This window comes from Rhodanobacter sp. FDAARGOS 1247, assembly GCF_016889805.1.
Lineage (GTDB): Bacteria > Pseudomonadota > Gammaproteobacteria > Xanthomonadales > Rhodanobacteraceae > Rhodanobacter.
In genome coordinates, this window is the sequence record NZ_CP069535.1 from 1036791 (window position 1) to 1061902 (window position 25112).

Here is a 25112-nt window from a genome sequence, read left to right on the forward strand (position 1 = left end):
ACCATGCCGGTCGAGCCCAAACCGGTCATGCACGTGATGGCCGCGGTCATGCTCGACGCGCTGGGCCGCGTGCTGCTGGCGCAGCGACCGCCGGGCAAGCACCTGGCGGGCCTGTGGGAGTTTCCCGGCGGCAAGCTGGAGGCGGGCGAAACACCCTTCGAGGCGCTGGCGCGCGAGTTGCGCGAGGAGATCGGCGTCATCCTGCTGCGGGCCGAGCCGCTGATCCGCGTGCCTTGCCACTATCCCGACCGCGAGCTGTTGCTCGATACCTGGCAGACCGCGCAATGGGAAGGCGAACCGCAATCGCTGGAGGGCCAGGCCCTGCAATGGCTGCCGCCGGAGCAGGTCGATCCCTCCATGCTGACCCGGGCCGACCGCGCGATCCTGCAGGCCTTGCGCCTGCCTTCCCGCTACGCCATCACCCCGGCCGACGTGCCGCCGGAGCAGGCTGGCGCGTGGTTCGAGCGGATCGGCCAGGCGATCGAACGCAGTCCGCAACTGGTGCAGTTGCACTTGCCGCTGTGGCCGCGCGAGATGGTGCGCGAACTGGCCACCGGCCTGCTGCCACTGGCCCGGCGCCATGGTTCGCAACTGCTGTTGCACGGTGACATCGAAGGTGCGCGGCTGCTGGGCATCGGCGTGCAGTTGCGCAGTCGCGAGCTGGAGGCGCTGGGCGAACGCCCCCTGCCGCTGTCGCAGCTGATCGGCGCCAGTTGCCATGGTGCGGTCGACCTTGCCCGGGCCGAGCAGCTGGGCGTGGATTTCGCCACCCTGGCGCCGGTCGCCGCCACGCCCACCTATCTGCAGACTCCGTCCTTGGGCTGGACCTGCTTCCAGTCGCTGGCAGAAGCCGCTGCATTGCCCGTCTACGCCCTGGGCGGCCTGGCGCCAGCGCACATCGCCCAGGCCCGGACCCATAGCGGTCAGGGCGTCGCGGGAACCCGCGAGTTCTGGCCGTGACGTAGCGATCGCGGGCACCGCCCGCGGGTTTTGCGCCGCATCACGAAGCGCGGCGTGCCAGCTCCAGGTAGCGCTGGTGCAGATGGGCAACTGCCTGGTCGAGGGCGGCTTCGTCACCGCTGTTGTCGATGACGTCGTGGGCGATGGCCAGGCGTGCTTCGCGCCGGGCCTGATGGGCCAGCATGCGGCGGGCCAGCGTCTCGTCGATGCCGTCTCGCGCCGTCAGGCGGGCAAGTTGCGTTGCTTCGGGCGCATCGACCAGCAGCACGCGATCGATCCAGCGGTAGTGTTCGATGTTCTCGACCAGCAGCGGAATGGCCAGCAGGCAATAAGGGCCCGCTTCGGCCATCGCGCGGTCGTGCAGCCACTGCCGCACGCGCGGATGGATGATGGCTTCCAGCGTGCGGCGCGCGCCCGGGTCGGCGAAGACGCGCTGGCGCATGGCGGCGCGATCCAGGCGACCGGCATTGTCCAGCACGTCGGCCCCGAATGCCGCGACCACTTCGGCCAGGCCCGACGTGCCGGGTTCGATCACGTCGCGGGCTGCCACGTCGGCGTCATGCACGTGCACGCCCAGCGCCTCGAAGCGCCGCGTCACCGCGGTCTTGCCGGCGGCGACGCCACCGGTGAGCCCGATCACCAGCGCCGGTCGATGTCCGGTCATCGCATGCCGGTCAGATGCAGGTAGCCGTCCAGCAGATCCGGGCCGGCCACGAACCAGACCCAGCCGGCGGCGGCGATGAACGGACCGAACGGCATCGGGATCTCGCGCTCATGCTTGCGCAGGGCGATCAGGCTGCCGCCCACCAGCGCGCCGATCAGCGAGGACAGCAGCACGATCGGCAGCAGCGCGACCGGGCCCATCCACGCGCCCAGGGCCGCCAGCAGCTTGAAGTCGCCGTAGCCCATGCCTTCCTTGCCGGTCAGCAGCTTGAACCCCCAGTACACGCTCCACAGGCTGAGGTAGCCGATCGCCGCGGCAAGAATCGCGCTGGGGGCGCTGACGAACATCGGCAGCAGCGACAGCAACAGACCAAGCCACAACAGCGGCAACGTCAGCTGATCGGGCAGCAATTGAGTGCGAAAGTCGATGCCGGCTGCCGCGATCAAGACCCAGGTGAACATCAGTCCCGCCAGCGCGGCCCACGAAGGCCCGAACTTCCACACGATCACCGCGCTCAGGATGCCGCTGAGCAACTCCACCAGCGGGTACTGGATCGAGATCCTGGTCTGGCAATAGCGGCAGCGCCCGCGCAGCAGCAGCCAGCCGAACAGCGGAATGTTGTCCAGCGCCGACAGCGGATGCTTGCATTGCGGGCAGTGCGACGGCTCGCGCACGATGCCCGGCGGCAGGGGCTCGGCGTCGCCTTCGATCTCCAGCACGTCACGGGCCTCGTGGCGCCAGGCCGCGGCCATGCGCTCGGGCAGGCGCAGGATCACCACGTTGAGAAAGCTGCCCACCAACAAGCCGAGCACGGCAGCCAGGGCAATCCAGAGGGCGAAGGGAAGATCGGGCATGCGTCAGCCTTGCTTTTAAGGCCCCTCTCCCTGCGGGAGAGGGGGTGGGGAGAGGGTACGGCCCCGAGCGAAGTTCAAAATCGCCTCAAGCACCGCCTCGGTTTCCTGCAAAACCTGATTGTCCCAGAATCTCAGCACCACGAGGCCTCGTCGCTCTAGCGCACGCGTACGGATGCTGTCCGTTTCCTCGTCGTGTTGCGAACCATCGATCTCGACGACCAGCCTGAGTTCTTCGCAGAAGAAGTCGGCGATATACGGCGGGATGGGGTGCTGACGGCGGAACTTGAGCCCGGCGAGGCGTTTGGCGCGCAGGTGATACCAGAGTTTGAGTTCGGCGTCGGTGCTGGCGGTGCGCAGCAACTTTGCGGTGGTCAACGTTCTGGTGGGCAGAGGCGGTTTGTGGCGCATCGCTTGAACCGTACCCTCTCCCCAACCCCTCTCCCGAAGGGAGAGGGGCTCTTCGGTCAGACCGTACCGGCGAGCTTGAAGATCGGCAAGTACAGCGCCACCACCATGCCGCCCACGATACCGCCCAGCACCACCATGATGATCGGCTCGAGCAGGGTGGACAGGGTGTCGACCGCGTTCTCCACTTCTTCCTCGTAGAACTCGGCCACCTTGAACAGCATGTTGTCCAGTGCGCCGGATTCTTCGCCGATGGCGGTCATCTGCACCACCATGTTCGGAAACAGGCCGGTCTGCTTCATCGCCAGCTGCAGCTGATGACCGACCGAGATGTCGTCGCGCATCTGCCTGACCGCGTCGCCGTAGACGATACTGCCAGTGGCGCCAGCCACAGCCTCCAGCGCCTCGACCAGGGGCACGCCGGCGCGGAAGGTCACGCCCAGCGTGCGCGAGAAGCGGGCGATCGCCGAGTTGCGCACGATATTGCCCATCACTGGCAACTTCAGCGACAGCCGGTCCAGGAAGTGGGCGAATTTCAGCGAGCGCTTCTTGGCGAAGACGATCGCCACGATGCTGCCGATGATGCTGCCGATCACCAGCCACCAGTAGCTCTGCATGAACTCCGACATGTTCACCAGCACCTGGGTCGGCGCGGGCAGGTCGGCACCGGCATCCTGGAAGGTCTTGGAGAACACCGGCACCACGAACAGCAGCATGATCAGCATGACCAGGAACACCACGGCCAGCACCATCATCGGGTAGAACAGCGCCTTCTTGATCTTCTTCTTGATCGCCTCGGTGCGCTCCTTGTAGGTCGCCACGGTGTCCAGCACGGTGTCCAGCACGCCGGAGGCTTCGCCGGCGTGGACCAGGTTGCAGTAGAGCTCGTCGAACTGCACCGGGTAGCGGCCCAGCGCTTCATGCAGGGACGCGCCGCCCTCGATGTTCTGCTTCACGTCCAGCAGGATGTTCTTGAAGCGGACGTTCTTCTGGCCATCGGCGATGATGTCGAAGGCCTGCACCATCGGCACGCCGGACGCCATCATGGTGGCGATCTGGCGGCTGAAGACGGCCACGTCGCCCGGCTTCACCGAGCTGCCGGAGGAACCGAACAGGGGCTTGGAGCGCTCGCGCACGGTCTGCGGGTTCATGCCCTGGCGGCGCAGTTCGGCCTTCACCAGCGAGGCGTTCTTCGCCGGCATGTCCCCCTTCATGCGCTTGCCGCGCTTGTCCAGCGCCACCCATTCGTAGGTGGTCAGCTTGCTGACTTCGGCACGTTGGGCGCCGAGCGCGCGCGCCTTGTCGATATTCGTTGCGGTAGCCGTGGCCATGCGCATCTTCCCCCAGTGGTCCAGTCCCGGCGCCGTCCCCGCGGGCGGCGAACAAGATATTCGTGAAGCTTATGTCATTTTTGCCCCGCCAAACCGTGGCGCCGGACGCAACTTCGGTGCGGCGGCGGTCGCGATTCGCCGCTTATTCCTTGGTCACGCGGTCGATCTCGATCAGGCTGGTCAGACCCTGCTTCACCTTCAGCAGGGCCGAAGCGCGCAGGTCGTTCACCCCGGCGGCCTTGGCCGCCGCCGCGATCTCCATGGTGTTGCCGCCCTGCAGGATGATCTTCTGGATCTCCTCCAGCATCGGCATCACCTGGTAAATGCCCACGCGGCCCTTGTAGCCGTCATTGCAGCCGTCGCAGCCGCCGGCCTCGTAGATCGTCATCCCCTCGTCGATATCGGCCTGGCTGAAGCCGGCCGCCAGAAGCACCTGCGGCGGCAGATCCATCGGCTTCTTGCAATCATGCAGGCGCCGCGCCAAGCGCTGGGCGATGATCAGGGTGACCGACGAGGTGATGTTGTACGGGGCGATGCCCATGTTCATCAGGCGCGAAACCGTCTGCGCCGCGTCGTTGGTGTGCAGGGTGGACAGCACCATGTGGCCGGTCTGCGCGGCCTTGATCGCGATTTCGGCGGTTTCCAGGTCGCGGATTTCGCCGACCATGATCACGTCCGGATCCTGGCGCAGGAACGAGCGCAGGGCGCTGGCGAAGGTCATGCCGCGCTTGACGTTCTGCTGCACCTGGTTGATGCCTTCCACGCGGATTTCCACCGGGTCTTCCACGGTGGAAATGTTGCGTTCGGGCGTGTTGAGCATGTTCAGGCCGGTGTACAGCGACACCGTCTTGCCCGAGCCGGTGGGGCCGGTGACCAGCACCAGGCCGTACGGCTTGTGGATGGCGTCGATGTAGAGCTTCTGCTGATTCGGCTCGTAGCCCAGCTTCTCGATGCCGATCCTGGCCGAGGAGCCGTCCAGGATACGCATCACGATCTTCTCGCCGAACAGCGTGGGCAGCACGCTGACGCGGAAGTCGACTGCGCGGGTCTTGGACAGGTTGAGCTTGATGCGGCCGTCCTGCGGCACGCGCTTTTCGGCGATATCCAGCTGAGACATCACTTTGATGCGCGACGAGATGCGGTTGGCCATCTTCATCGGCGGGTTGGCCACCGTGCTGAGGATGCCGTCCATGCGCACGCGCACCCGGTACTGCGTCTCGAACGGTTCGAAATGGATGTCCGAGGCGCCGCGACGGATCGCATCGACCAGCACCTTGTTGACGAACTTCACCACCGGCGCGTCGTCGTTGCCGGTGGCATCGACGCCGCTGCTCGATTCGCTTTCGCCGTCGCCGGCCTCGATATCGAGCTCGTCGAGGTCGCCGCCGCCCATGTCCGGCATGGTGTTGCGCAGGTTGTTCAGCAGGCTTTCGATCACCTTCTGCAGCGAGTTGCGCTCCACCAGGATCGGCTCGACCATGCAGTTGGAGTGGAACTTGATCTCGTCCAGCGCATGCGACTGCATCGGGTCGGCGATGCCCACGTAAAGCCGCTTGCCGCGACGGAACAGCGGCAGCGCCTGGTGCTTGGTGATCAAGGCCTCGCTGATCAGGTCCAGCGGCATCGTGGTCGGATTCAACGAGGCCACGTCCATCATCGGCATGCCGAACTCGACCGACGCCACCCGCGTCAGCTCCGCACTATCGACCAAGCCGTGATCCAGCAACCAGGTACCCAGCGCAGCCTTCTGCTGCCCGCTGTCCGCCATGGCCTTGCGGACCACGTCCTCCGCCATCACGCCTTCGGACACCAGCCGGCGCGCCATGCCGGACAGACCCGTAAGCGACGGTTGCAATTGAGATGACATAAACGGCTCGACCTTGCCCCTGTATGTTGTTGAATCTACCGCAGTCCGCCCCGCAGGTCACCCACTGAATGCAATTCCCCGCGGGTCACCGCCGGATAGCTCGACGCAGCGCACAAACGCACGGCGCGGCCGCCTCTTCAGGGTTACCCGGAAGTCGCAGGGTAGATTCCTCCCCCTGCTTGCAGGGGGAGGGCAGGAGGGGGTCAAGCTCTTGATCCAATCCCCAAGATCCCCGCACTGCCAACTCCCCGCCTGACCCCATCTCCCCTTCACGCTATGATCCCCCGGCCACCCCGGGGGAACCACCTGTTGAATCGCCTCAGCATCATCCTGCCCGCCAAGAATGAAGCGCCCGCCTTGGCGGCCCTGCTGCCGCGCCTGCGTGCCGCCCACCCCGACGCCGAAATCATCGTGGTCGACGACGGCTCCACCGACGACACCCGCAGCATCTGCAAGGGCAACGAGATCACCTGCCTCAGCGCGCCGTACTCCATGGGCAACGGCGCGGCGATCAAGCGCGGCGCCCGGGCTGCCAGCGGCGACATCCTGGTGTTCATGGACGGGGACGGCCAGCACGACCCCGCGGACATCAAGCGCCTGCTCGACCAGCTGAACCGCGGCTACGACATGGTCGTCGGCGCCCGTGACTGGGACAGCCAGGCCGGGGTCGGCCGCGGCCTGGCCAACACCTTGTACAACTGGCTGGCCACCCGCATGACCGGCCACCCGGTGCTCGATCTCACCTCGGGCTTCCGCGCCGTTCGCGCGGACAAGTTCCGCGAATTCCTGCACCTGCTGCCCAACGGCTTCAGCTACCCCACCACCAGCACCATGGCGTTCTTCCGCAGCGCCTACGCCGTGGCCTACATCCCCATCAAGGCTGCCCAGCGCGTCGGGCGTAGCCACATCAAGCCCCTGCGCGACGGCCTGCGTTTCCTGCTGATCATCTTCAAGATCGCCACGCTCTACTCGCCGCTGAAGTTGTTCGTGCCGGCGAGCGTGGTGTTCTTTTTGCTGGGCTGCGCGAACTATGCGTGGACCTTCATGCATGAGGGGCGCCTCACCAACATGAGCACGCTGCTGTGGAGTGCGGCGGTGATCGTATTTCTGATCGGGTTGGTTTCCGAGCAGATCACAGGCTTGATGTATCGACGCGATGCCTGAGTCAACTTTCAACGGGCGCCCCACGCTTGTTGTCCTGGCATCGACCTATCCGCGCTGGAGCGGTGACCCCGAGCCTGGATTCGTTCACGAGTTGGCCAAGCGCCTCACCGATCGATTCCATGTCGTCGCCCTGGTGCCCAGTGCACCAGGTGCCGCGAGCCGAGAAATTCTCGATGGCGTCGAAGTGATTCGGTACCGCTATGCACCCAGGCGCTTCGAAACGCTCGTCAACGACGGCGGTATCGTCAACAACCTGCGCCGCAACCGCTGGAAGATATTCCTGGTGCCCACCTTCGTGCTGGCGCAGGCATGGCGAACCTGGCGCTTGTTGCGCAGTAGAAAGGTCGATGTAATCCACGCCCATTGGCTGCTTCCTCAGGGACTGATCGTTGCGCTGCTGCGCCAACTGTCCAGACGAGTGCCGCCTTTCCTGGTCACCTCGCACGGCGCCGATCTGTTTGCCCTGCGAGGAAGGGGGCTGAACGTGCTCAAGCGGTTCGTCGTTCGCAGGGCTGCATCGGTTACCGTGGTCAGCGAGGCCATGCGCGATGAACTGGCACGGATTGGAGCGGATGTCGGTGCTGTCGATGTCCAGCCCATGGGGGTCGATCTGACCGCGCGGTTCATCCCCGACATCGCCACGGAGCGATCCCGCGATGAAATTCTCTTCGTGGGGAGGCTGGTGGAGAAAAAGGGGCTGCGTTACTTGATTGATGCCATGCCCGAAATATTGAAATTGCATCCGGCGGCATATTTGACGGTCGCGGGATTTGGGCCGGAAGACATGGAGCGCCAAGCGCAGGTGCGTAGCTTGGACTTGCAGTCGAAAGTTTGCTTTGTCGGCGCGATTTCCCAGTCTGAGTTGCCGGTGCTATATCGGCGTGCGGCGGTGTTTGTTGCGCCATTTGTACAGACACCAGGTGGTGATCAGGAGGGCCTGGGACTGGTCACGGTAGAGGCCGCTGGCTGCGGCTGCGCGGTCGTAATGAGCGACCTTCCCACGACGCGCGATATATTCAATGGAGGGCGAGTCCACTTGACGGTACCTAGATCGGCCAAGTCCATTGCAGACTCGGTATGCTCAGTGTTGAGTCGCGTAACAATCGGGGACGAGGTCGAAGCGAGAGACGCCTTATATGAAAAATTCGACTGGTCAGCAGTTGCCGAAAATTATGGAGAGATACTCTTCGGATTGGTTGATGGCGGTGAGCGTTGAGGTAAGGAATGTTGTTTAAAAATTTATTCGCTACCATGCTCAAGAGGCAGTATGCACGGACCATGCGTGATGCCTATGCCTTCGCAAGAAGTTCGGCACTCTTGCATCCTGCCCGTGACGTACTTGATTGTGGCAGCGGTAGCGGGCATGAGCTTCTTGCCACTTTTGGTCAGTGCGGTACGGACAAAGAGGGGTTCCATTACGCCGGATTGGAGTGGAGTAGGGTGGCCGTAGAACAGGGGCAGGCGAAAGGTCTTGATATCGTAGAGGCAGATCTCAATCGCGCGCTTCCCATCGAAACGGGTTCGAAGGATTGCGTCATAGCATATTCGGTGATTGAGCACTTATTGATGCCTTGCTCATTTGTCAATGAATGTCACCGTGTACTGAGGCCCGGTGGCAGGCTGATCATCCTGACTCCGAACATTAGTACCTATTTCACTGCGATCCAGATACTGCTTGGAAAAATGCCATCCTCTGGGCCGCATCCAGACTCCAATAGTCTAATTGAATCAGAGCAACCGGTCAGCGTATCAGGAGTCGTCCGCGATGATGTTACGACTGGTACGCCACAGCACCGTCACCTTGTGGTTTTCAGTTTTCGGGTCTTGCGCGAATTTCTTCAGTCCGCCGGGTTCGTGGTCGAACGCGCACGAGGATTTGGTTACTATCCTCTCCCCATGTTTCTGCAGCCCATGTTTGAGCGAATGGATGCCACGCATTGCCATCAGATGGTATTTGTTTGCACGCGTCCCGCATGAGGAGTAATAAATATCTACAAAATTTGGCTGTGGAAATCGATCAGAGAATGGTGAATTTGTTCTTTGACGTTGTAGTCGCGTCTCCGCGTTCGTGAACCATACGTATTTGGAGAGTCGAGGCTACTGGCGGGACAAGGTGATCAGTAGATGTTCAAATTGCTTTGAATGCATATTCCACGTGGGGCGCGGTCCATATTCCGCTCGCGGCCTGTCCAGAAGATCCAGCATGCGTTCGGCAAAGCCCGCGGCATCTCCATGATGGACGAGATGATCGGCGTCTCCCGCAAGCATCCAGCTCACCGGTTCGGTATTTGTGGCTACGACTGGCACATTGCACGCCATGGCTTCGCATAGCTTGGCAGGGTAGCTGTATCGACCGAAGCTTGTGTCAGCAGTGACCACGCAGGCTACGTCCAATGCATTAATCAAATTGGGCATCTGCGCATCAGACAGGTAGCCGGTACAGAGTATGCCTGGTTCGGCTAGTGCTTCCGGTGGCGGCTTGCCGCTGAGCACCAGTTGAAGATCTGGCCGCAGTGCACGCGCTCGCCGGAACGCGTCGATCAACATGGCCGTGCCTCGATTTCTTCCCCAGCTTCCCACGTAGCCAATCAGGTGCCTTTCAGCCGGCAACCCCAGCACACGACGACAGGCCTGCTTATCCAGTGGCCGGAACTCCGGGTCCGCAGCCATGGGAATGACCTCTACCGGGTGTCCGTCTCTGCGATGTGACTGCAGTCGCTGGGCCAACTGAGGGCCTGCGGCCGTCACCAGATCAGCGGTACGGATCGACCTTCTCCACAGTAAATGCAAAGGCAGGTTCCAAGGCATGTAGGCCTCGTAGTTGTCGTAGGCGTCGATAGCAACACGTGCTCCCATTGCGCGGCCTATCCTGCTCGCGATCCAACCGTAATAGATGTCGGACATGCCCACGATCCAGTCCGGCTCAAACTCAGCGGCGTATTGATTAAGCTCTCGAAGAAAGCTGCCGATGCCGAGCGTTCGTACGTCCGAACTTAGCCAGTCCACATTGGCGATTCGGATACGAGAGGATGGCAAGCTTCGGTGACTGCAAAGGAGCACCTGAACTTCATGTCCACGCGAAGCAAGTTCCGCCGCAATATGGTGGAACCGGCCATAGGGCCGTTCAATCAGATCGCGTTGCTGCGGACTGCGTTTTGAGATGAGCAAAAGACGCAAAGGGAGGTCCTATCGAACGCAGGATGCTGGATATCTCAATGCGGGATGTTGAAAAGTCGTGCGATGGGATAACGCCAGAGCTTGTCTAGCCAAGCGAGATAAGCGCGAACCACGCCGTGGCGATCGCTTCGGACAAGTGCTTCGCGTTGCTCCCTTAGTCGTGGAAGAACACTGCTCCGACTGATGCCCATGGCTTCGATCAAGACACTGACAATGTCCAGATGCATGGTCCGTGTACTAACGGGTAGACGAAGTAGAAAATCGAGATCGCCAGCGATACGGTATCGGGCGTCGAATTGTCCGTAGCGCTGGAATAATGTGCGCCGATGGAGTAGGCCGGGATGACACATTACCATGCGGCGCCCCAAGCGTTTATAGTTCCATGGTCCGCCAAAGATGCTCTTCTTATTGTTTCTCGGGTCAAAGATCAGGCCCCGAGATGACACTAAATCATAGGTCTGCGTTCCAATTGCGTTGCAGATCCGTGACAGCACGTTGATATCGGCCAAAGCGTCGTCCGCACCAAGAAAGCAGACATACTCGCCTCTCGCATGCACGAGTGCCTGATTCCAAGCATCGTAGATACCTTTGTCTCTTTTGCTTTGCCACCAGAAAATATGAGACTGGTACTTACGAAGTAGTTCAACTGTGCCGTCGTCCGAGCCGCCGTCTGCGATTAGCAATTCCCAGTCCGAAAAATTTTGCTCGATGACGGAATGCAGACAACGCTCAATGGTCTTTGACGCATTCCATGTCGCCACGATAATGGAAATTCTTGGGGAGGTGGTGTCGTCGTGCTCACTGAAGGAGTTCATGGATTTATTCATAAGCCGTCAACGGCGGAAAAAAGTTACGTCGACCTGAAGCATGCGGCCACTGCGAGGGTCGCAGAGGCCTGGCCAAATTGCCCAGATGGCAAAACCGAGAGAGCTAAGGCGTTGCACCAGATCATCAAATAATTTCTGCCCGTCATAGAGAGCCACAAAAGACAACTCCATATGCAATCCCCTGGCGTCCGTTAGCAAGTTGCTGGCACCATCGAGCACGCGATCCTCGTAACCTTGTGTGTCTATCTTCAAAAAGAACTTGGCGTCATCATCTTTTAAATAACTGATGGCAATGTCGTCAAGCCTCGATACGGATGCGTACTCGATACCAACATACTTGGAGTCGGGTGCAGCGACCATATGTTCATTTAACATGTTAAGTGCTGAACTACTTACGGAATTTCCAGAGACATGAATTTCGATCTCTTCCTCGCGATCACCTATGGCGCAGCGCGGTGCAACTTCCCACAACAAATCCTTCCGGCTGTTGTGCAGCAGCGTTCGATGCGCGGAAGATAGAGGCTCGAATGAGACGAGGCGATGCTTATAGCCTGCCCGCCGCAACGACTTGGCAAACTGGCCCACGTTGGCCCCTACATCGAACACCAAGTTGATGTTCTGACATGAAAGCATGCGCGACAACCGACCATATTCCGAGCTTTCTGGTCTATGCCTGTGAATATCAATGCCAAATCGCTGGCCGATATGCCTCACGATTGCTTCGAATGCCCGAAGATGCATGTGTAGTCCGCTAATTTAATGTGGAGGCTCGATGGGCGAGCTTTGGGAAAGTGCTTCTGGAGGTTTCCGCGTCGAGCATCGCCTTTACGACATATCGCATATCGTGTTTAGCACGCCAATTCAGTACTCGATGAGCTTTGCCTGGATTGGCTGCGTTCTTGGTCAGATCCGTAGGCCTAAAGAGTTGTGGATCAACGCTGACATGATCGCGCCATTTCAAGCTCAGCTCTGAGAAAGCGAGATCTACAAAGTCTTCCAACGTATGACTGACGCCGGTGGCGATCACGAAATCATCGGGCCGTGGCTGCTGAAGCATAGCCCACATGGCCTCGACGTAGTCAGGTGCCCAACCCCAGTCCCGCGAAATTGAAAGGTTGCCCAGTAGCAGCTTTTCTTTACTCCCGTCTGCAATTCGGGATGCGGCCGCAGTGATTTTTCGTGTTACGAAGCGCTCGGGCCGATGCGGCGATTCGTGATTGAAAAGTATACCCGTGCATGCGAACAGAGAATAAGCTTCTCGATAATTAGCCACCTGCCAGTATGCGGTGGCCTTTGCCACCGCATACGGACTACGAGGCCGGAATGGCGTCGCTTCATCACAGACCACTCCCCCAGTCTCTCCGTAACACTCGCCAGAGCCAGCACTATATAGACGCACGGGGCTGCCGATGAAACGGATCGCCTCAAGCAGATTGAGCGTGGCTGTACTTATGCTTTCCATTGTTTCGACGGGCTGATCAAAGGAGAGGCCAACGGAACTCTGTCCAGAAAGGTTATAAATTTCGTCAGGCTGAATTCTGGCGAGAGCCTGCAGCACACTGCGGAAATCGTTTGCAGCAATGGACACGCATCGAACACGGTCACGTATACCCAATGCGTGCAAATTGGCGAACGTGGTCACTTGAGCATCGCGGGAGGACCCATAGACCTCATAACCCTTGCTCAATAGTAATTGGGCCAGATATCCCCCATCTTGGCCACCAACACCGAAAATCAACGCGCGCTTCATGTCTTTCACCCCCCCACAAGCTGTCTGTAGACGTTCAAGGTCTCATTCGCACATTTTGCCCAAGAAAAGTGCTTGATCCGCTCGTGTCCGAGCCTGATCAGGTCTTTGGAGTGGTCCGTTGACAACAGGACTCTGGAAAGCGCCGCGCCCATGTCGTCCACATCGCGCGGATCAAAAAGCTCGGCCGCCGCCCCCACCACTTCGGGCAGGGAGCTGGTGTTCGAGCACGCAACTGGACAGCCTAGAGACATGGCCTCCAGCGGAGGGATACCAAATCCTTCGTATAGAGATGGATATACAAAGGCAGAAGCTGATACGTAGAGAGCTGATAGCACACTGTCGTCACCAGAAAGGACGATGATATTCTGGGGTTGGAGACCCAGCGAACGAATCAGCGAAATCTCTCGATCCTTTAGCGGCCCTCCACCAAAACAAACTAACAAGAAGTCCCTCTGAAGACCGGAGTTCGAGTAGGCGGCGAGAAGGCGGTGGAAATTTTTATATCCGTCGCGTAAACCAACATATAGTATGTAGGGCGATTTTTGCCAGTCGGGTAGGGCGCTCTGCGGTATATTGGTTAAAGCGTATCCGAGGTGAACCACTGAGGTCACCTCCTCGGGGATGCCGGTTATTTCAATCAAGTCGCGTCGAGTGTTCTCCGAAATGCATATCACATGATCAGCCCGACGAATGGCCGATTTCTTTGCCCGCCGAACTTTATCAGCGTGGGGAAATGATTCGAAAAACTTCTCGTGAATCATGTCGTAGACAGTAATGATCCGCTTGGCTGACCTAGGGCCGTGATCACGCTTCGAATAGTATGTTTCGTGGAAAATATCCGAACTTCGACTTACGGTGCTTCTCAATGTTGTCAGTGCGACGTTTGTGATCCGCGCGGCGATCAAATTCGGGCGGGTCTGCGGAATCTTGAGCCCCCAAACTCGAGTGCGAGCTTCGCTTCGGATGTATTCATTAACATATAGCGGGGAAAAGACGTCTACCGTGTCGCCTGCAATACATGGAATTAGTGTCGCGATCTCATGAAAGTATCGCGAGACGCCACCGTACTTTTGGAATCCGAATATCTGGTAGTCGTAGGTGATGTGCATCGCAGTTGGTCGATTTGGAGTCTAGGAGTCTAGGAGTCTAGGAGTTTAAGGAGTAGGCATGGCGGTAATGAATTTCTGTGCATCGCGATATTGATCACTTTAAAGAACGCCGCGGCGAGATAATTCGGAGGCTGGGTCCTGCCTGGTCGGGCGGGATTACAACATATAAGATATAAATCAATGGCGGTCTATCGCCGATTGGATGAAGAGCTATCTAGTATTGGGTGCTTTATGAGCTATCTACGGCTTTTAGCTACTTCCGCAAAAATTGCAGGTGATCGACCCATGTCAAAGATTTTAAGAATGGCTTACATAACAAAGGCGCGAGAAAACGCCACCTTATCGCCATGCGCCATAAAACACCATTGAATTTTTCCTTGGTTATAACGTGGTAGTCAGAACCGTTTGTATAAAAACGCATTCCCCGATCGGCTGCGATCTTCATCAATGTGGTGGACCGAAAGAAGCCGATGTGCTGGCCATGCTCCAGGCCGTAATACCACCACTCTGCCGGATTGGGTGTTGGTTTGGGGATGAGCAGCGTCGAGATAATTACGCTGGAAGAGGCCATCAGCATGCGATCGAGTTCGTGGCAGGGATCCGTAAAGTGTTCGAACGCTTCAAATGCCGTCACCAGTCCCACACTTTCGTTATTGTGTTCAAAACCCCTCGCGACAAGATTCGTGCAATATCGGTCAGACCACAGGGCGTCGACTCCGTAGTCGCGAAGGAGGCGGACAAGAATTCCGTGGCCGCCCGCATAATCCAGTACCTTGGAGTGGATTCTGCCGAGGACGAGAAGTGTGGATATTACTATTTTCGCGTTGGAGATATTCCTCGTCATTATTCCGGTGTCAGCCGAGGTAATGGCCGATGCGTACGCCTTGTCAAGCCAGTAGGGCTGTTCGGTTTGTACATATTCACAGGAGGGGCACTCGAAATAGCGAACAGGGTTGCCAAGAAGATTTCCGGTACACAAGAAATCCGAGGCTTCACCACAGACGCGGCAGACGATGGAGTTACTTTGCATTACTGACGCCGTTATGAAAAAGTTGGCTCTTCAAAGATAATAAGAAGAGTTTGATCCTGCTGATGAGCTTCCGACGGAAAACCTTACGCCAGATTTCATCATCCGTCTTCGCGGTGCGTTCGACCCTATCGGGATGGTCAAGAGGGAATGTGATTGGTTTTGGCGCGGACTTGCGCACCAACTTGGGTGTCTCGCCGACAGTATGAGTCGCGTCGATGCCGAAACCGATGTTCAGCGTCAAATTGCGACTGGGGATGATCGACAGCATATTATTTCGCCAACACGCGAATGCCAGTTGATAGTCCCATGTATCGATTTTTCCTTCATAGACCTGATCAAGCATTCCTCGCCAGTAAGCTTGTTGTGGAGCGTTTGCGGTGAATTCCTCGGTCAGCCCCCCCCCGTCCCGCCATGCCGGCCAAGCGGTCATCGTTACATCGTAGAGCCGCCAAGTGCGCCTCCAAGTTGCCCATCCCCAAATGTGAGCATAGCGCGAGAAGAAGTAACTGCTCGTACCTTGGCAGTTGGACGTCACGAGGTTACATCCGCTTATTATTCCGATCTCTGGGTGGCCCCGATACCTGTCTAGCAATTCATCGCAATACTCGAAGAAGCCCTCGACCGGGAGCACGTCGTCCTCTAGCACAATGCCTTCTTCTTCCTGATCGAAGAACCAGTTGAGTGCGCTGGATACTCCTTTCTTGCAGCCCAGGTTGACGTCGCTAAATCTCGTTGTCAATTGGCATGGCCAGTCCACGTTAGTAGCAATGTCCCTTACTTGCTGGCACCGGACATCTTCATTCGCTACGCGCGAGCGTGGCCCGTCTGCCGCCACGTAGAGTCGCGGCGGCCTTGATGCGCGAATGGCGTCAAAGACCGTGCGCGTAGTTTCAGGGCGATTGAAAACTATGAATAGAACTGGGCTTTTCACGTCGGAATTACCGGATTGAAGAGTTTTAGCGACAGATAATTCTAATCTGCGACGTGTCTGATGCCGCCAATTGGCGTGGCGGGATGAAAATTTCCCTGAAGCGTACAGTCTGCGCGGATGAAAATCGATGTTGTTGTGCAGTAACCGTTGATGGGGCCGGGGCCACTGAAATCGATTTGAAAAAATCCATTATCCCTAATAGACAGGCAGGTCGCCGGGTGCCAGTCGGAATTGTCGAGTATTATCATGCCCCCGATTCTCAGATGACTAACAGCCTCTGCCATACACCTTGCACGCCATTTGCCATCAACGATGATGACGTCAAACTTTCGTGACATCGAGCCGAGCGAATTTACGTAGTCATCTTCCTCTTGTCGAAGCAAGATCTGTTGGTTGGGCCGGGCCTTCTTCTGGACCTTTGAATACCATTCGGGATCATCTTCTACCGACGTGGTACTTCGAGTCAGGCCGCTCCAAAACAGTGACGAGTTTCCGGCGCCAAATTCAAAAACGTCGCAATCGGTCAGATCGAAGTTGCGGAGATATTCTATGGAGGAGTATGTGTACCACGGAATTGGTGCTCCATCACGATCGACCGCCGCTTGGTGACGGATACTGCGCCACTGGCCTTGTCCAAAGACAAGGCACCGGATGCTTTGGAGCATCCTGGATAGAAGGGTTGGCAAGTTCGGCTTCTCGGGGTGATTTGACACGTCGTATGACCCTAGGTTTAGGCTATTGCTTCACGAATGGCGAAAGCAGCATGTACTTTGCATGGACCCGTGTGCTGGGGAATATCACTATCGAAAAGGTTGCAACGAAGTAGGACACCACTGTTGCAATTGCTGCCCCCATAACTTGATAGCGCGGAATCAGAATGAGATTTAGGAGAACATTGCACACGATTCCGATTGCAGTTCGATAAAGTGAGACGATTTGAAGGTTTTCCGCAAGCAAGTGTTGGCTACTTGCGATGCCCAAGAACACCGCAATGCTTGCCCACAGATGAACCGCCAGCACTGGGCCCGCGTCGGCGAATTCTCGGCCGTAAAGGGCGGATATGAGCGAGTTTGCGCCCAAGGACATGGGCAATGAGATGCAGATCGCAATCCAGGTGAATAGGAAGTACAGACGGCGTACGCGTCGCAGATAGGTTGTGGGGTCAAGCTGATGACTGCGGAGAATCGCGGGAAACAGCGAGGAAGAAAGAATCATTGGAAGCGCATACCAGACCTCCGATAATTTGGTGGCGGCGGCGTAGATGCCAACTTGATGCGCATTGGTCATTTCTTGCAGCATCACCATGTCGATTCGCATATAGAGAGTTACCGTTATCCCTGCCAATAGAAGTGGCCAGCTCTCGTTCAGTAGATACCTTGCCTGCCTTGCGTCGAAACTGCGGCCGGTCAGGCGTTGCTTTTGTTTCGAGTACGTAATTACCAAGCAGGCTGCGCCAATTGCGATCTCGATCAGGCTTGCGAGCGCGAATGCCATGAGATTGCCGGCATTTAGGATTAGCGCTATCCTGAGGGCCGATGAGGTTAAGAATGCGACAAGCTTTGCCCGTACGGTAAAGCCAGATTTGACCTGCGACTGATACCATAAGTCGATAACGTCAAATGACTGGAATACAAAACCGGCGGCTATGATGGCGACCAGCAGGTAGGTTCTCGGGTCGTGCGATTCAATGATTTTTGCTGTGACAAGCGTCAGCGTAAGCGCAACGAGTCCCATGAGAAATTTTAGAGCGAAAGCGGTATCCATGATTCGCTTGATGTGTGGCGGCTGCCGCACAAGTTCGCGGATCACGACTCCATCAAGGCCCGCTGAAGCAATCGCGCCAAATATGGCAACAAATGCGATTGCATAACTAAGTAGCCCAAAGACGTCTGGTCCTAGATATCGGGCCATCCAGATGGTGATTGGCATGCCCACGATGAGGCGAAGGATTTTGTCCCCAGCCAACCAGCCGCCGTTGGCCACGACAGCTTGAAGCCCTGAACGCCCTTGAATCTTCTCCCGAAGTGCTTCTGGGAGATATTTAAGCCAGGTGGCATCCATCAGCTCTTGAACTGTTGATATGTTGCGGCCAGTCCTTCTGACAGTGGTATTTTTGGCTTCCAGCCATGTGTACGGATTCTTGTAGCGTCCAGCAGTTTTCGTGGGGTTCCATCTGGTTTGGTTTTATCAAACGTGAGGTCGCCCGTGTATCCGACAGCTTGGGCGATTGCGTGTGCAAGGTGAGCGATGCTGATTTCTTCGCCGGAACCTATATTGATAATGTCCGTTTCCCCGGAAACGCCCATTAGCAAAATCAACGCTTCGGCGAGGTCATCTACATGCAACAACTCGCGTAATGGTTTGCCACTGCCCCAGACGGTGACTTCTCGAGCTTGCGCAAGCTTTGCTTCGTGAAGACGTCGGATAAGCGCTGGTACCACATGCGCGTTGTCCGGATCAAAATTGTCACCAGGTCCGTACAAATTGGTGGGCATTGCGCAGATTGCGTCGAAGTCGTACTGCCTCTTGTAGGCCTGACACAATTTCAGTCCCGCAATCTTGGCGACGGCATACCATTCGTTGGTCGGCTCCAACGGACCGGTCAACAAATACTCTTCCTTAATTGGTTGAGGACAGTCGCGCGGGTAGATACACGACGAGCCGAGGAACAGCAGTTTTTTCGTGCCATGCTTCCACGCGTTGTGAATCACATTCGTCTGGATAGCCAGGTTGTCGTGAATGAACTCCGCAGGATAAGTGCTGTTGGCGTGGATGCCCCCGACTTTGGCGGCGGCCAGGAAGACATACTCAGGTTGTTCTGCAGCGAAAAACGCCTCGACCGCGGCTTGGTTGGTGAGATCCAATTCCTGATGGGTTCGCAGGATCAAATTGGTTGCGCCGTCGGTGACTAGGCGACGGACTATGGCGCTGCCAACAAGTCCACGGTGACCTGCTACGTAGATGCGGGAATAGAGATTCATGGGATCATTCCTGCGGCGAGTGCGCCTCGAATCCAGCGTTTGCCAGCAGCGCATCGCGTTTGGCGAGCGCCAGATCGTTTTGCATCATCTCGCTGACCAGCTCGGTAAAGCCGGTCCGGGGAATCCAGCCGAGCTGCTTGCGCGCCTTGCTAGGGTCGCCCAACAGCGTTTCCACCTCGGCTGGGCGGTAGTAGCGTGGATCGATCGCGACAACGCGTTGACCGGGACTAGCGAAGGAGTCAGGACGTACCGTGCTGATACAGGCGTACTCATCGGCGCCGGTCCCATGCCAAGCGAGGGTGATGCCAAGTTGGCCGGCGCTGTGTTCGATGAATTCGCGGACCGAGTGCTGTACCCCGGTGGCGATTACATAGTCTTCTGGCTGTTCCTGTTGCAACATCAACCATTGTGCCTCGACATAGTCTCGGGCATGACCCCAGTCGCGTCGTGCGTCAAGATTGCCGAGGTAAAGACAGTCCTGCAGGCCTAGGTGGATGCGTGCTAGTGCACGCGTGACCTTCCTCGTTACAAATGTTTCGCCGCGGCGTGGCGACTCGTGATTGAACAGGATGCCGTTGCAGGCATACATGCCATAGGACTCGCGATAGTTGACGGTGATCCAATAGGCGTAGAGCTTTGCGACGCCATAAGGTGAGCGCGGATGAAACGGCGTTGTCTCTCGCTGCGGCGTTTCGTGCACCAAGCCATAGAGTTCGGATGTGGAAGCCTGGTAGTAGCGGGTCTTGTTTTCTAGGCCCAGGATGCGAATGGCCTCAAGGATACGGAGCGTCCCGATTGCATCCGTGTTGGCGGTGTATTCCGGCGTCTCGTATGACACCTGCACGTGACTCTGCGCACCGAGGTTGTAGATTTCGTCCGGCTGCACCTGCTGGATGATGCGGATCAGGTTACTGGCGTCCGTCAAGTCACCGTAATGCAAAAAAAAGCGGGATGTGCCTTCGTGGGGATCCTGATACAAGTGGTCAATGCGGTCGGTGTTGAACGAAGAGGCTCGCCGCTTGATGCCATGGACTTCATAGCCTTTGGCCAGCAGGAATTCCGCCAGATAGGCGCCGTCCTGGCCTGTGATTCCTGATACAAGGGCGCGCTTCATATGGCTTCCAATACTCGTTGGTGGTCGCAATGAGACAGTCTAAACGCAGCTCGCCAGCATGCGTAGCGGTAGTGGGGTCAATTGCGGGCTGCTTCACTCAAGCGGTATTCCAGCGCAGACAGTTCCCGGTCAAGTCGGCCACCCACATTCAGCCTCCGCAGTACATGCAGGGTTTCCTTGGCGCGCCGGAGTTGATGCTGCGCGATTAGCATCCTGATCAAGGTGATCCGGTACGCCGGTTCATCCGGGCTGGCAACAGTGGCGGCCTCCGTCATCTTGAGACCCAGTTCGCGGTTGTCCAGTACGTTCCATGCGTAGTCGCCATAGATAGCCAGCAGGCGTGAGCTTGGATTGGGGTGGGCAAGGGCAGCGTCGAACGCCGCAACCATGCGCTGGAACGGCAATTGGCAGCGTCCGTCCCGTACACATTGAGTCAGGGCGCCTAGGGAACTTTCGTCCTGCACGCCGGGCGCGTGGGCCTTCAGCTTGGCGATCATGTTGTCCCACCAGGTATCCTTCAGCGGAAGGCCCATGCGTGAGTTCATGAAGATCAGCGCTTGCTCCGGCAGGACCGAAGAATTGGGCAGGGCGGCAGATGCCTCCAGCGGCGCGTAGGCCAGGTGGGTGAAGGGCGAAGCCGGATCGTAATGCGAATAGATGATGTAGGTGCGGCCCAGTTCGTATTGGGCCCGTGGCGACTGGGGCGCGCGTGAGGCGAGATCCTCGGCCAGCCGCAGCGGATCGCTCCAGGCGTGGGCCGTGAAAGCGGTAAGTGCGGTCCAGCACATCATCAGCGAACCGAGCAGGACGTACCGCGGTAGCGGAAACGGCAAGGCGTCGCGATCGCGGTCTTCCGCGGTGTCCCGGGCATTCGCGATCGGCGTTTTCGGCGTGCTCGCCGGGGCGGCAAGCAGAGGCACTATCGTCAACAGCAGTCCGAAGCTGGCAAAGTAGTTGCGGTGTTCGTAGATCAGTTCCAGTGGGAGGATGGTGCCGGTGAGTAATTGACAACCAAGGAACAGCGCGATGCCGAGTGCCGCCAGAGGCCGCCGCTTCTTCAGCCATACCGTCAGCGCGACCAATGCAATCAGGAACAGGATGCTTACAAGTGTGCTCGGCGGCGTCAGCAGTCCGTCCGAGATCCTGAAATCATCGTGATAGAAGGACAGCGCGTTCGGTGTAGGCAACAGCGTCCATACCAGGTAGTCGACGACTATTCGTGTCTCGCTGAGAAGGCGTGTGCCAAGGTCAAAATCGCGGGTGGCCCAGGACTCCGGCTTCAGTACCTGCGGCACCAGCCACGTCAACCCGATCACCATCGGCAGCATCAACACCAGTACGAATAGAAGGACGATCTGCCGGTCGCGATGCCTGGGTGCGGCAGCGAAGGTTGTCGCGGAAAATCCGAACACCGCCCATTCGATCAATGCGGCGTATAGCGGCAGCATCACTGCTGTTTCCTTGGCGAGCAAGCCGAATGCCGCGGGTAAGGTGATGCTGGCAGCGCATAGCGCAAAGCCGGACCTCATCCGTTGCCTTGGTTCCGGTTTGCCGCCGCGTTGCGAAGGAATGGCCAGCATGGAACGTCTGCCTGCGACATAACCAACCAGACCCAGCAATACGAAAAGGTTGGCCATACTCTCCATGCGCTGCACCACGTACAGCACGGCGGTAAGGTTGATCGGCAGCAGCATCCAAGCGGCGGCGATCAGCGCCGCCACAATGCCCGCCCGCTTATCTCGGCGGGCGCGCCTCGTCCGTGATGCTCCTGAAAATGTTGCTAAGGAAATATCGCGCACAGCGCCTGCTCCGGGCTCGATCCGGTGGCGAGTTTCTTTGGAAGCCGCCAGCAGCGCGTGTGCCAGCAGGAAAACCAATACCCCGTTCGCCAGGTGGATGACCAGGTTGGTCAGCTTCCAACTGTACGGGTTGAGACCGCTCGCCAGATAGTTCGCAGCGAAACTCAACGAAGCTAGGGGACGTTTGAACTCGCTGGCTGGAGAAGAAAGCGCGGCGCGGACCAAGCTCGCGACGCTGGCATCGACGGGATGTACGCCTTGGTTGTCGACGATGTTGGGGTAGTCGTCGAAAAGCCAACCACCGTCGAGACCTGTGCCATAGATGAGCGAAACCAGAGCCATCGCCATGGCCAGTAACAAGATGCTATTGCGACCGTTGTGTGCCGTGACCTTCACGATAGAGCCTGGTAGAGGCTGCTGTGAGGCGACGCTTCGGTTCTAGTGGGGCTCATGATGCGTCTTCTTTGCGTGTATTGCTCCACTGTCGCACACCTGGGCCAGCCGCATAGGTTGGGTTTGCCATCAAATATCGAGAGCGATCCAGCAAGCTTTTCTCACCAGCAGCGTCGACTCAGCTTCCAATCGACAATGCTGCGATGGCTAGCAAACTTGCCAACTGGAGGTCCAGGCGAAGAGTTGGAGGGGCTGATTTATGACTCCGGCTGGCCACCTTGTTGACGTGCTTCAAGTTGCGCTCGTACTGCCTTCCAATGGGGGTTTCGTTGCAGGTTCGGCTGTGCCTGTTCTGCTTGCTTGAACAATGCGGAGGCTTCCGACAAGCGGCCATTGGCAATCAGGTATCCAATCAATCGACTGGCGTAGTCAGGATCATTCTTGTTGATATCAATGGCGGTTTGCAGGTGGTGTAGCGCGAGTGGCATGTCGTGCATGACAACGCTGGCGACGTCCGCGTACTGCACGTGCAAGGAGGCGTAGTTGGGACTTCTTTCAATCGCTATTTGATAGGCTTCGCCAAGACGTTGAGGGTCGAGGTTTACCTTCCCTTCGACCGCTCGCGAGGCGAGTCCCTGTAATGCCCGGTACTCCTGTGGCCCCAGCGGCCGGTTCCGCAATTTGTCAAACAAGCTCTGCCACCATGCTGCCTGCGCAGGAACACCCTCGGACGCGGCGGTCAGCAACAGGGCTTGTTCCGGCAGTGGGGAAGAATTCGGCAGAGCCGCGCCACGCTCCAGTTCGGCGATGGCGCGCGCGAACAACGGTGATTGCGGATCATCGTGAGACAAATCCATGTACAGGCGGGCCAGGTCGTAGCTGGCTCGTGGCGAGGAGGAATTGTCGTGGACCAGTGTCATCGCCAGTTGCAGCGGATTCCCCCAAGTAGCGGCGCGCAACACCGTGAGGAAGCTGAGCGTGGCCAGGAAAATTGTGGCCAATATCGCGGGCAATCGGGGATGAGCGTGGCGAGTGGCCAGCCAGATAAGGTCGGTCAGTGCCAACAGAATGCCGAACAGTGCAGGGTAATTTCGGTGTTCGAAGACCAATTCCAACGGCAGCGGAGCGCTGGTGAGGGCATGGGCCATGAAGAACCACGCGATGCCAAGGGCCAGTAACGGGCGACGCAAACGCATCACCCATGCCAGTCCCAGTAGGCATGACAGGAACAGACCGCCAGCCAGTGTGGTTGCTGGTGCCAACCAACCGGTGGAGATAAGGTAATTGTCGTAGTAGAAATGCATCTGGCCGGGCAACGGCAGAACACTCCAGCCTATGTACATCGATAGTGCGCGAAGCTGGGTCAGTTCACGTTCCCAGGCGGTATAAGGGCGACCAGCGAACGCACCGGGGTCGAATACATAATGCGGCAGCAGATAGAACACGAATACCACGGTCGCTGCCACGCAGCCTGCTGCGTAAAAATACCGCCAATTGCGTTTTGCGTTTGGGCGGGCGGCCTCGAAATGCAGCAAGGTCAGTTCCAGTAACAAGGCGTAGCCTGGTGCCAGTACAGTTGTTTCCTTGGCAAAGTAGCCCACGAAAATCAGCAGCGCGCTCGACAGTAGCCAAGGCCAACCGCGCCGATCCCGCAACTGCAATTGCCGGGCCTTCCAGTAGCACAACAGCGCAAGCAGCGTAAAGGTGAAGCCGAGCAGCTCCATGCGCTGCACCACATACATCACAGTGGATATCTGCAGCGGGTGGAGCGCCCATGCTGTCGCCAGCAGCCACGCCCAAGTCGAGGTGCGCTTGGCGTGCGCAATGAGATCGTCTGAACCACGTGGTGACCAGCCATGGCGAAGCAAGCGCTTGCACAACGCAGCAAGTAGCGCTGTATTGACCAGATGGATGGCCAGGTTGACTGCCTTGAAGCCCCAGATGCTTCCGCCAGCGGCGTAGTTCAGAGCATAACTGAGCATGGCCAGAGGGCGCTGGATGTTGGTCCGTGACCATAGCCACACTTCATGAAAGGCTTGCCAGTTCCAATGAGCGGACTGGAAGGCAGGGTTCTCTACGAAGATGGGGTAGTCGTCAAAGATAAAGCTGCCAGAAAGGGCCGGCCACAAGACCAATCCAACAAGGGCCACGGTACAGAGTCGGTACCAAGGGAACGGGTGTTGGTAGGTCACAACTTTCACCTGGTTTGAAATCAGTTTGCCTGCGGCAAAAAAAAGGAGGGGCGTAAGCCCCTCCCTTCGAAGAACACCAAGATCAATAAATTGATCCTGGTTGGTGCGAACTCGAGGATTAGTTGAAGCAACCCTTCGGGCGGAACTTGTCGTCCAGATCGCTCTTGCACGTCCACAGGCCGCTGCCGTTACGGTTCCACTCGACATACTTGCCGGCGACTTTCGGGTTACCCTTCAGCGCGCACTTGATCGCATCGTTCGCGGCACCAGAGGTCGGAGCCGTCGTCGTGATGGCGCAACGCTCGGTGGTGGGCTGAAGGCCGATCAGATCAGCCGTGTACGAGTTGGCGCCGACGATACCGTTGTTGACCTGCTCTTCGTACGCGGTCTTGCCGGGCGTGACGTCAGCCAAGCCGGCAGTCGCCTGCGAACGAGCCACATAGTTCTGGTACTGCGGCAGCGCGATGGCGGCCAAGATCGCGATGATCGCAACCACGATCATCAGTTCGATCAGGGTAAAACCTTTCTGCATGCTCTTCATGGTGTTTCCTCTGTTTTGGTTAG

General features: G+C 58.1%; 23 protein-coding genes. 4 read left to right on the top strand and 19 right to left on the bottom strand.

From position 1 onward, the window contains the following. Positions 1–3 precede the first annotated feature (3 nt). Positions 4–960, top strand: coding sequence for a Nudix family hydrolase (locus I6J77_RS04480; RefSeq protein WP_239309193.1), 957 nt, complete (start codon positions 4–6; stop codon positions 958–960). Between the two features lie 40 nt (positions 961–1000). On the opposite strand, the gene coaE is transcribed toward I6J77_RS04480, so the two are convergent. From coaE to pilB, 5 genes are all read right to left on the bottom strand, one after another. Further along, positions 1001–1624, bottom strand: a complete 624-nt coding sequence (gene coaE, locus I6J77_RS04485; RefSeq protein WP_204110727.1) for a dephospho-CoA kinase — start codon at positions 1622–1624, stop codon at positions 1001–1003. Then, a complete protein-coding gene (locus tag I6J77_RS04490; RefSeq protein ID WP_204110728.1) occupies positions 1621–2478 on the bottom strand; it encodes an A24 family peptidase in 858 nt (285 codons plus the stop codon). Before I6J77_RS04490 ends, coaE begins: the two co-directional genes overlap by 4 nt. A 15-nt stretch (positions 2479–2493) precedes the next feature. Then, positions 2494–2886 (bottom strand): endonuclease domain-containing protein, encoded by a 393-nt coding sequence (locus I6J77_RS04495; RefSeq protein WP_204110729.1) that lies wholly within the window; start codon positions 2884–2886, stop codon positions 2494–2496. 56 nt (positions 2887–2942) lie between these two features. Beyond that, a complete protein-coding gene (locus tag I6J77_RS04500) occupies positions 2943–4214 on the bottom strand; it encodes a type II secretion system F family protein (protein ID WP_204110730.1) in 1272 nt (423 codons plus the stop codon). Between the two features lie 142 nt (positions 4215–4356). Then, a complete protein-coding gene (gene pilB / locus I6J77_RS04505) occupies positions 4357–6081 on the bottom strand; it encodes a type IV-A pilus assembly ATPase PilB (RefSeq protein ID WP_204110731.1) in 1725 nt (574 codons plus the stop codon). Between the two features lie 309 nt (positions 6082–6390). On the opposite strand from pilB, the gene I6J77_RS04510 reads away from it, so the two are divergent. From I6J77_RS04510 to I6J77_RS04520, 3 genes are all read left to right on the top strand, one after another. Beyond that, positions 6391–7245, top strand: a complete 855-nt coding sequence (locus I6J77_RS04510) for a glycosyltransferase family 2 protein (protein WP_204110732.1) — start codon at positions 6391–6393, stop codon at positions 7243–7245. Between the two features lie 91 nt (positions 7246–7336). Further along, positions 7337–8461, top strand: a complete 1125-nt coding sequence (locus tag I6J77_RS04515; RefSeq protein WP_239309194.1) for a glycosyltransferase — start codon at positions 7337–7339, stop codon at positions 8459–8461. Between the two features lie 8 nt (positions 8462–8469). Then, entirely contained in the window at positions 8470–9222 is a 753-nt protein-coding gene (locus tag I6J77_RS04520) for a bifunctional 2-polyprenyl-6-hydroxyphenol methylase/3-demethylubiquinol 3-O-methyltransferase UbiG (protein WP_204110734.1), read from the top strand. Positions 9223–9342: 120 nt separating this feature from the next. Here I6J77_RS04520 and I6J77_RS04525 read toward each other — a convergent pair whose 3' ends face one another. The 14 genes from I6J77_RS04525 to I6J77_RS04590 all read right to left on the bottom strand — a co-directional run bounded on the left by I6J77_RS04525 (position 9343) and on the right by I6J77_RS04590 (position 25089). Then, the gene (locus tag I6J77_RS04525; protein ID WP_239309195.1) at positions 9343–10422 is read right to left on the bottom strand and encodes a glycosyltransferase family 4 protein; all 1080 of its coding nucleotides are present in this window, start codon (positions 10420–10422) and stop codon (positions 9343–9345) included. 35 nt (positions 10423–10457) lie between these two features. Next, positions 10458–11237, bottom strand: a complete 780-nt coding sequence (locus tag I6J77_RS04530; protein ID WP_204110735.1) for a glycosyltransferase family 2 protein — start codon at positions 11235–11237, stop codon at positions 10458–10460. Positions 11238–11255: 18 nt separating this feature from the next. After that, positions 11256–11963, bottom strand: coding sequence for an FkbM family methyltransferase (locus tag I6J77_RS04535; protein ID WP_204110736.1), 708 nt, complete (start codon positions 11961–11963; stop codon positions 11256–11258). A gap of 37 nt (positions 11964–12000) precedes the next feature. Then, the gene (locus I6J77_RS04540; RefSeq protein ID WP_204110737.1) at positions 12001–12999 is read right to left on the bottom strand and encodes a GDP-mannose 4,6-dehydratase; all 999 of its coding nucleotides are present in this window, start codon (positions 12997–12999) and stop codon (positions 12001–12003) included. Positions 13000–13004: 5 nt separating this feature from the next. Beyond that, the gene (locus tag I6J77_RS04545; RefSeq protein ID WP_204110738.1) at positions 13005–14108 is read right to left on the bottom strand and encodes a glycosyltransferase family 1 protein; all 1104 of its coding nucleotides are present in this window, start codon (positions 14106–14108) and stop codon (positions 13005–13007) included. A 253-nt stretch (positions 14109–14361) separates the two neighbouring features. After that, the gene (locus I6J77_RS04550; protein WP_204110739.1) at positions 14362–15138 is read right to left on the bottom strand and encodes a class I SAM-dependent methyltransferase; all 777 of its coding nucleotides are present in this window, start codon (positions 15136–15138) and stop codon (positions 14362–14364) included. Next, positions 15128–15568: a hypothetical protein gene (locus tag I6J77_RS04555; RefSeq protein WP_204110740.1), complete on the bottom strand. Its 441-nt coding sequence runs from the start codon at positions 15566–15568 to the stop codon at positions 15128–15130. Before I6J77_RS04555 ends, I6J77_RS04550 begins: the two co-directional genes overlap by 11 nt. Positions 15569–16110: 542 nt before the next feature. Next, positions 16111–16734 (bottom strand): hypothetical protein, encoded by a 624-nt coding sequence (locus tag I6J77_RS04560; RefSeq protein ID WP_204110741.1) that lies wholly within the window; start codon positions 16732–16734, stop codon positions 16111–16113. A gap of 70 nt (positions 16735–16804) precedes the next feature. Next, positions 16805–18130, bottom strand: coding sequence for a flippase (locus I6J77_RS04565; protein ID WP_204110742.1), 1326 nt, complete (start codon positions 18128–18130; stop codon positions 16805–16807). Then, positions 18130–19050, bottom strand: coding sequence for a GDP-L-fucose synthase (locus I6J77_RS04570; protein WP_204110743.1), 921 nt, complete (start codon positions 19048–19050; stop codon positions 18130–18132). The genes I6J77_RS04565 and I6J77_RS04570 overlap by 1 nt, the downstream gene beginning before the upstream one ends. 4 nt (positions 19051–19054) lie before the next feature. Then, entirely contained in the window at positions 19055–20164 is a 1110-nt protein-coding gene (gene gmd, locus I6J77_RS04575; RefSeq protein ID WP_204110744.1) for a GDP-mannose 4,6-dehydratase, read from the bottom strand. Between the two features lie 77 nt (positions 20165–20241). Then, positions 20242–22311, bottom strand: a complete 2070-nt coding sequence (locus I6J77_RS04580; protein WP_204111400.1) for a hypothetical protein — start codon at positions 22309–22311, stop codon at positions 20242–20244. A 302-nt stretch (positions 22312–22613) separates the two neighbouring features. Continuing rightward, on the bottom strand, positions 22614–24485 hold the full coding sequence (locus I6J77_RS04585; protein ID WP_204110745.1) for a lipopolysaccharide assembly protein LapB: 1872 nt from the start codon (positions 24483–24485) through the stop codon (positions 22614–22616). A 181-nt stretch (positions 24486–24666) separates the two neighbouring features. Beyond that, a complete protein-coding gene (locus I6J77_RS04590; protein WP_204110746.1) occupies positions 24667–25089 on the bottom strand; it encodes a pilin in 423 nt (140 codons plus the stop codon). Positions 25090–25112: the final 23 nt, after the last annotated feature.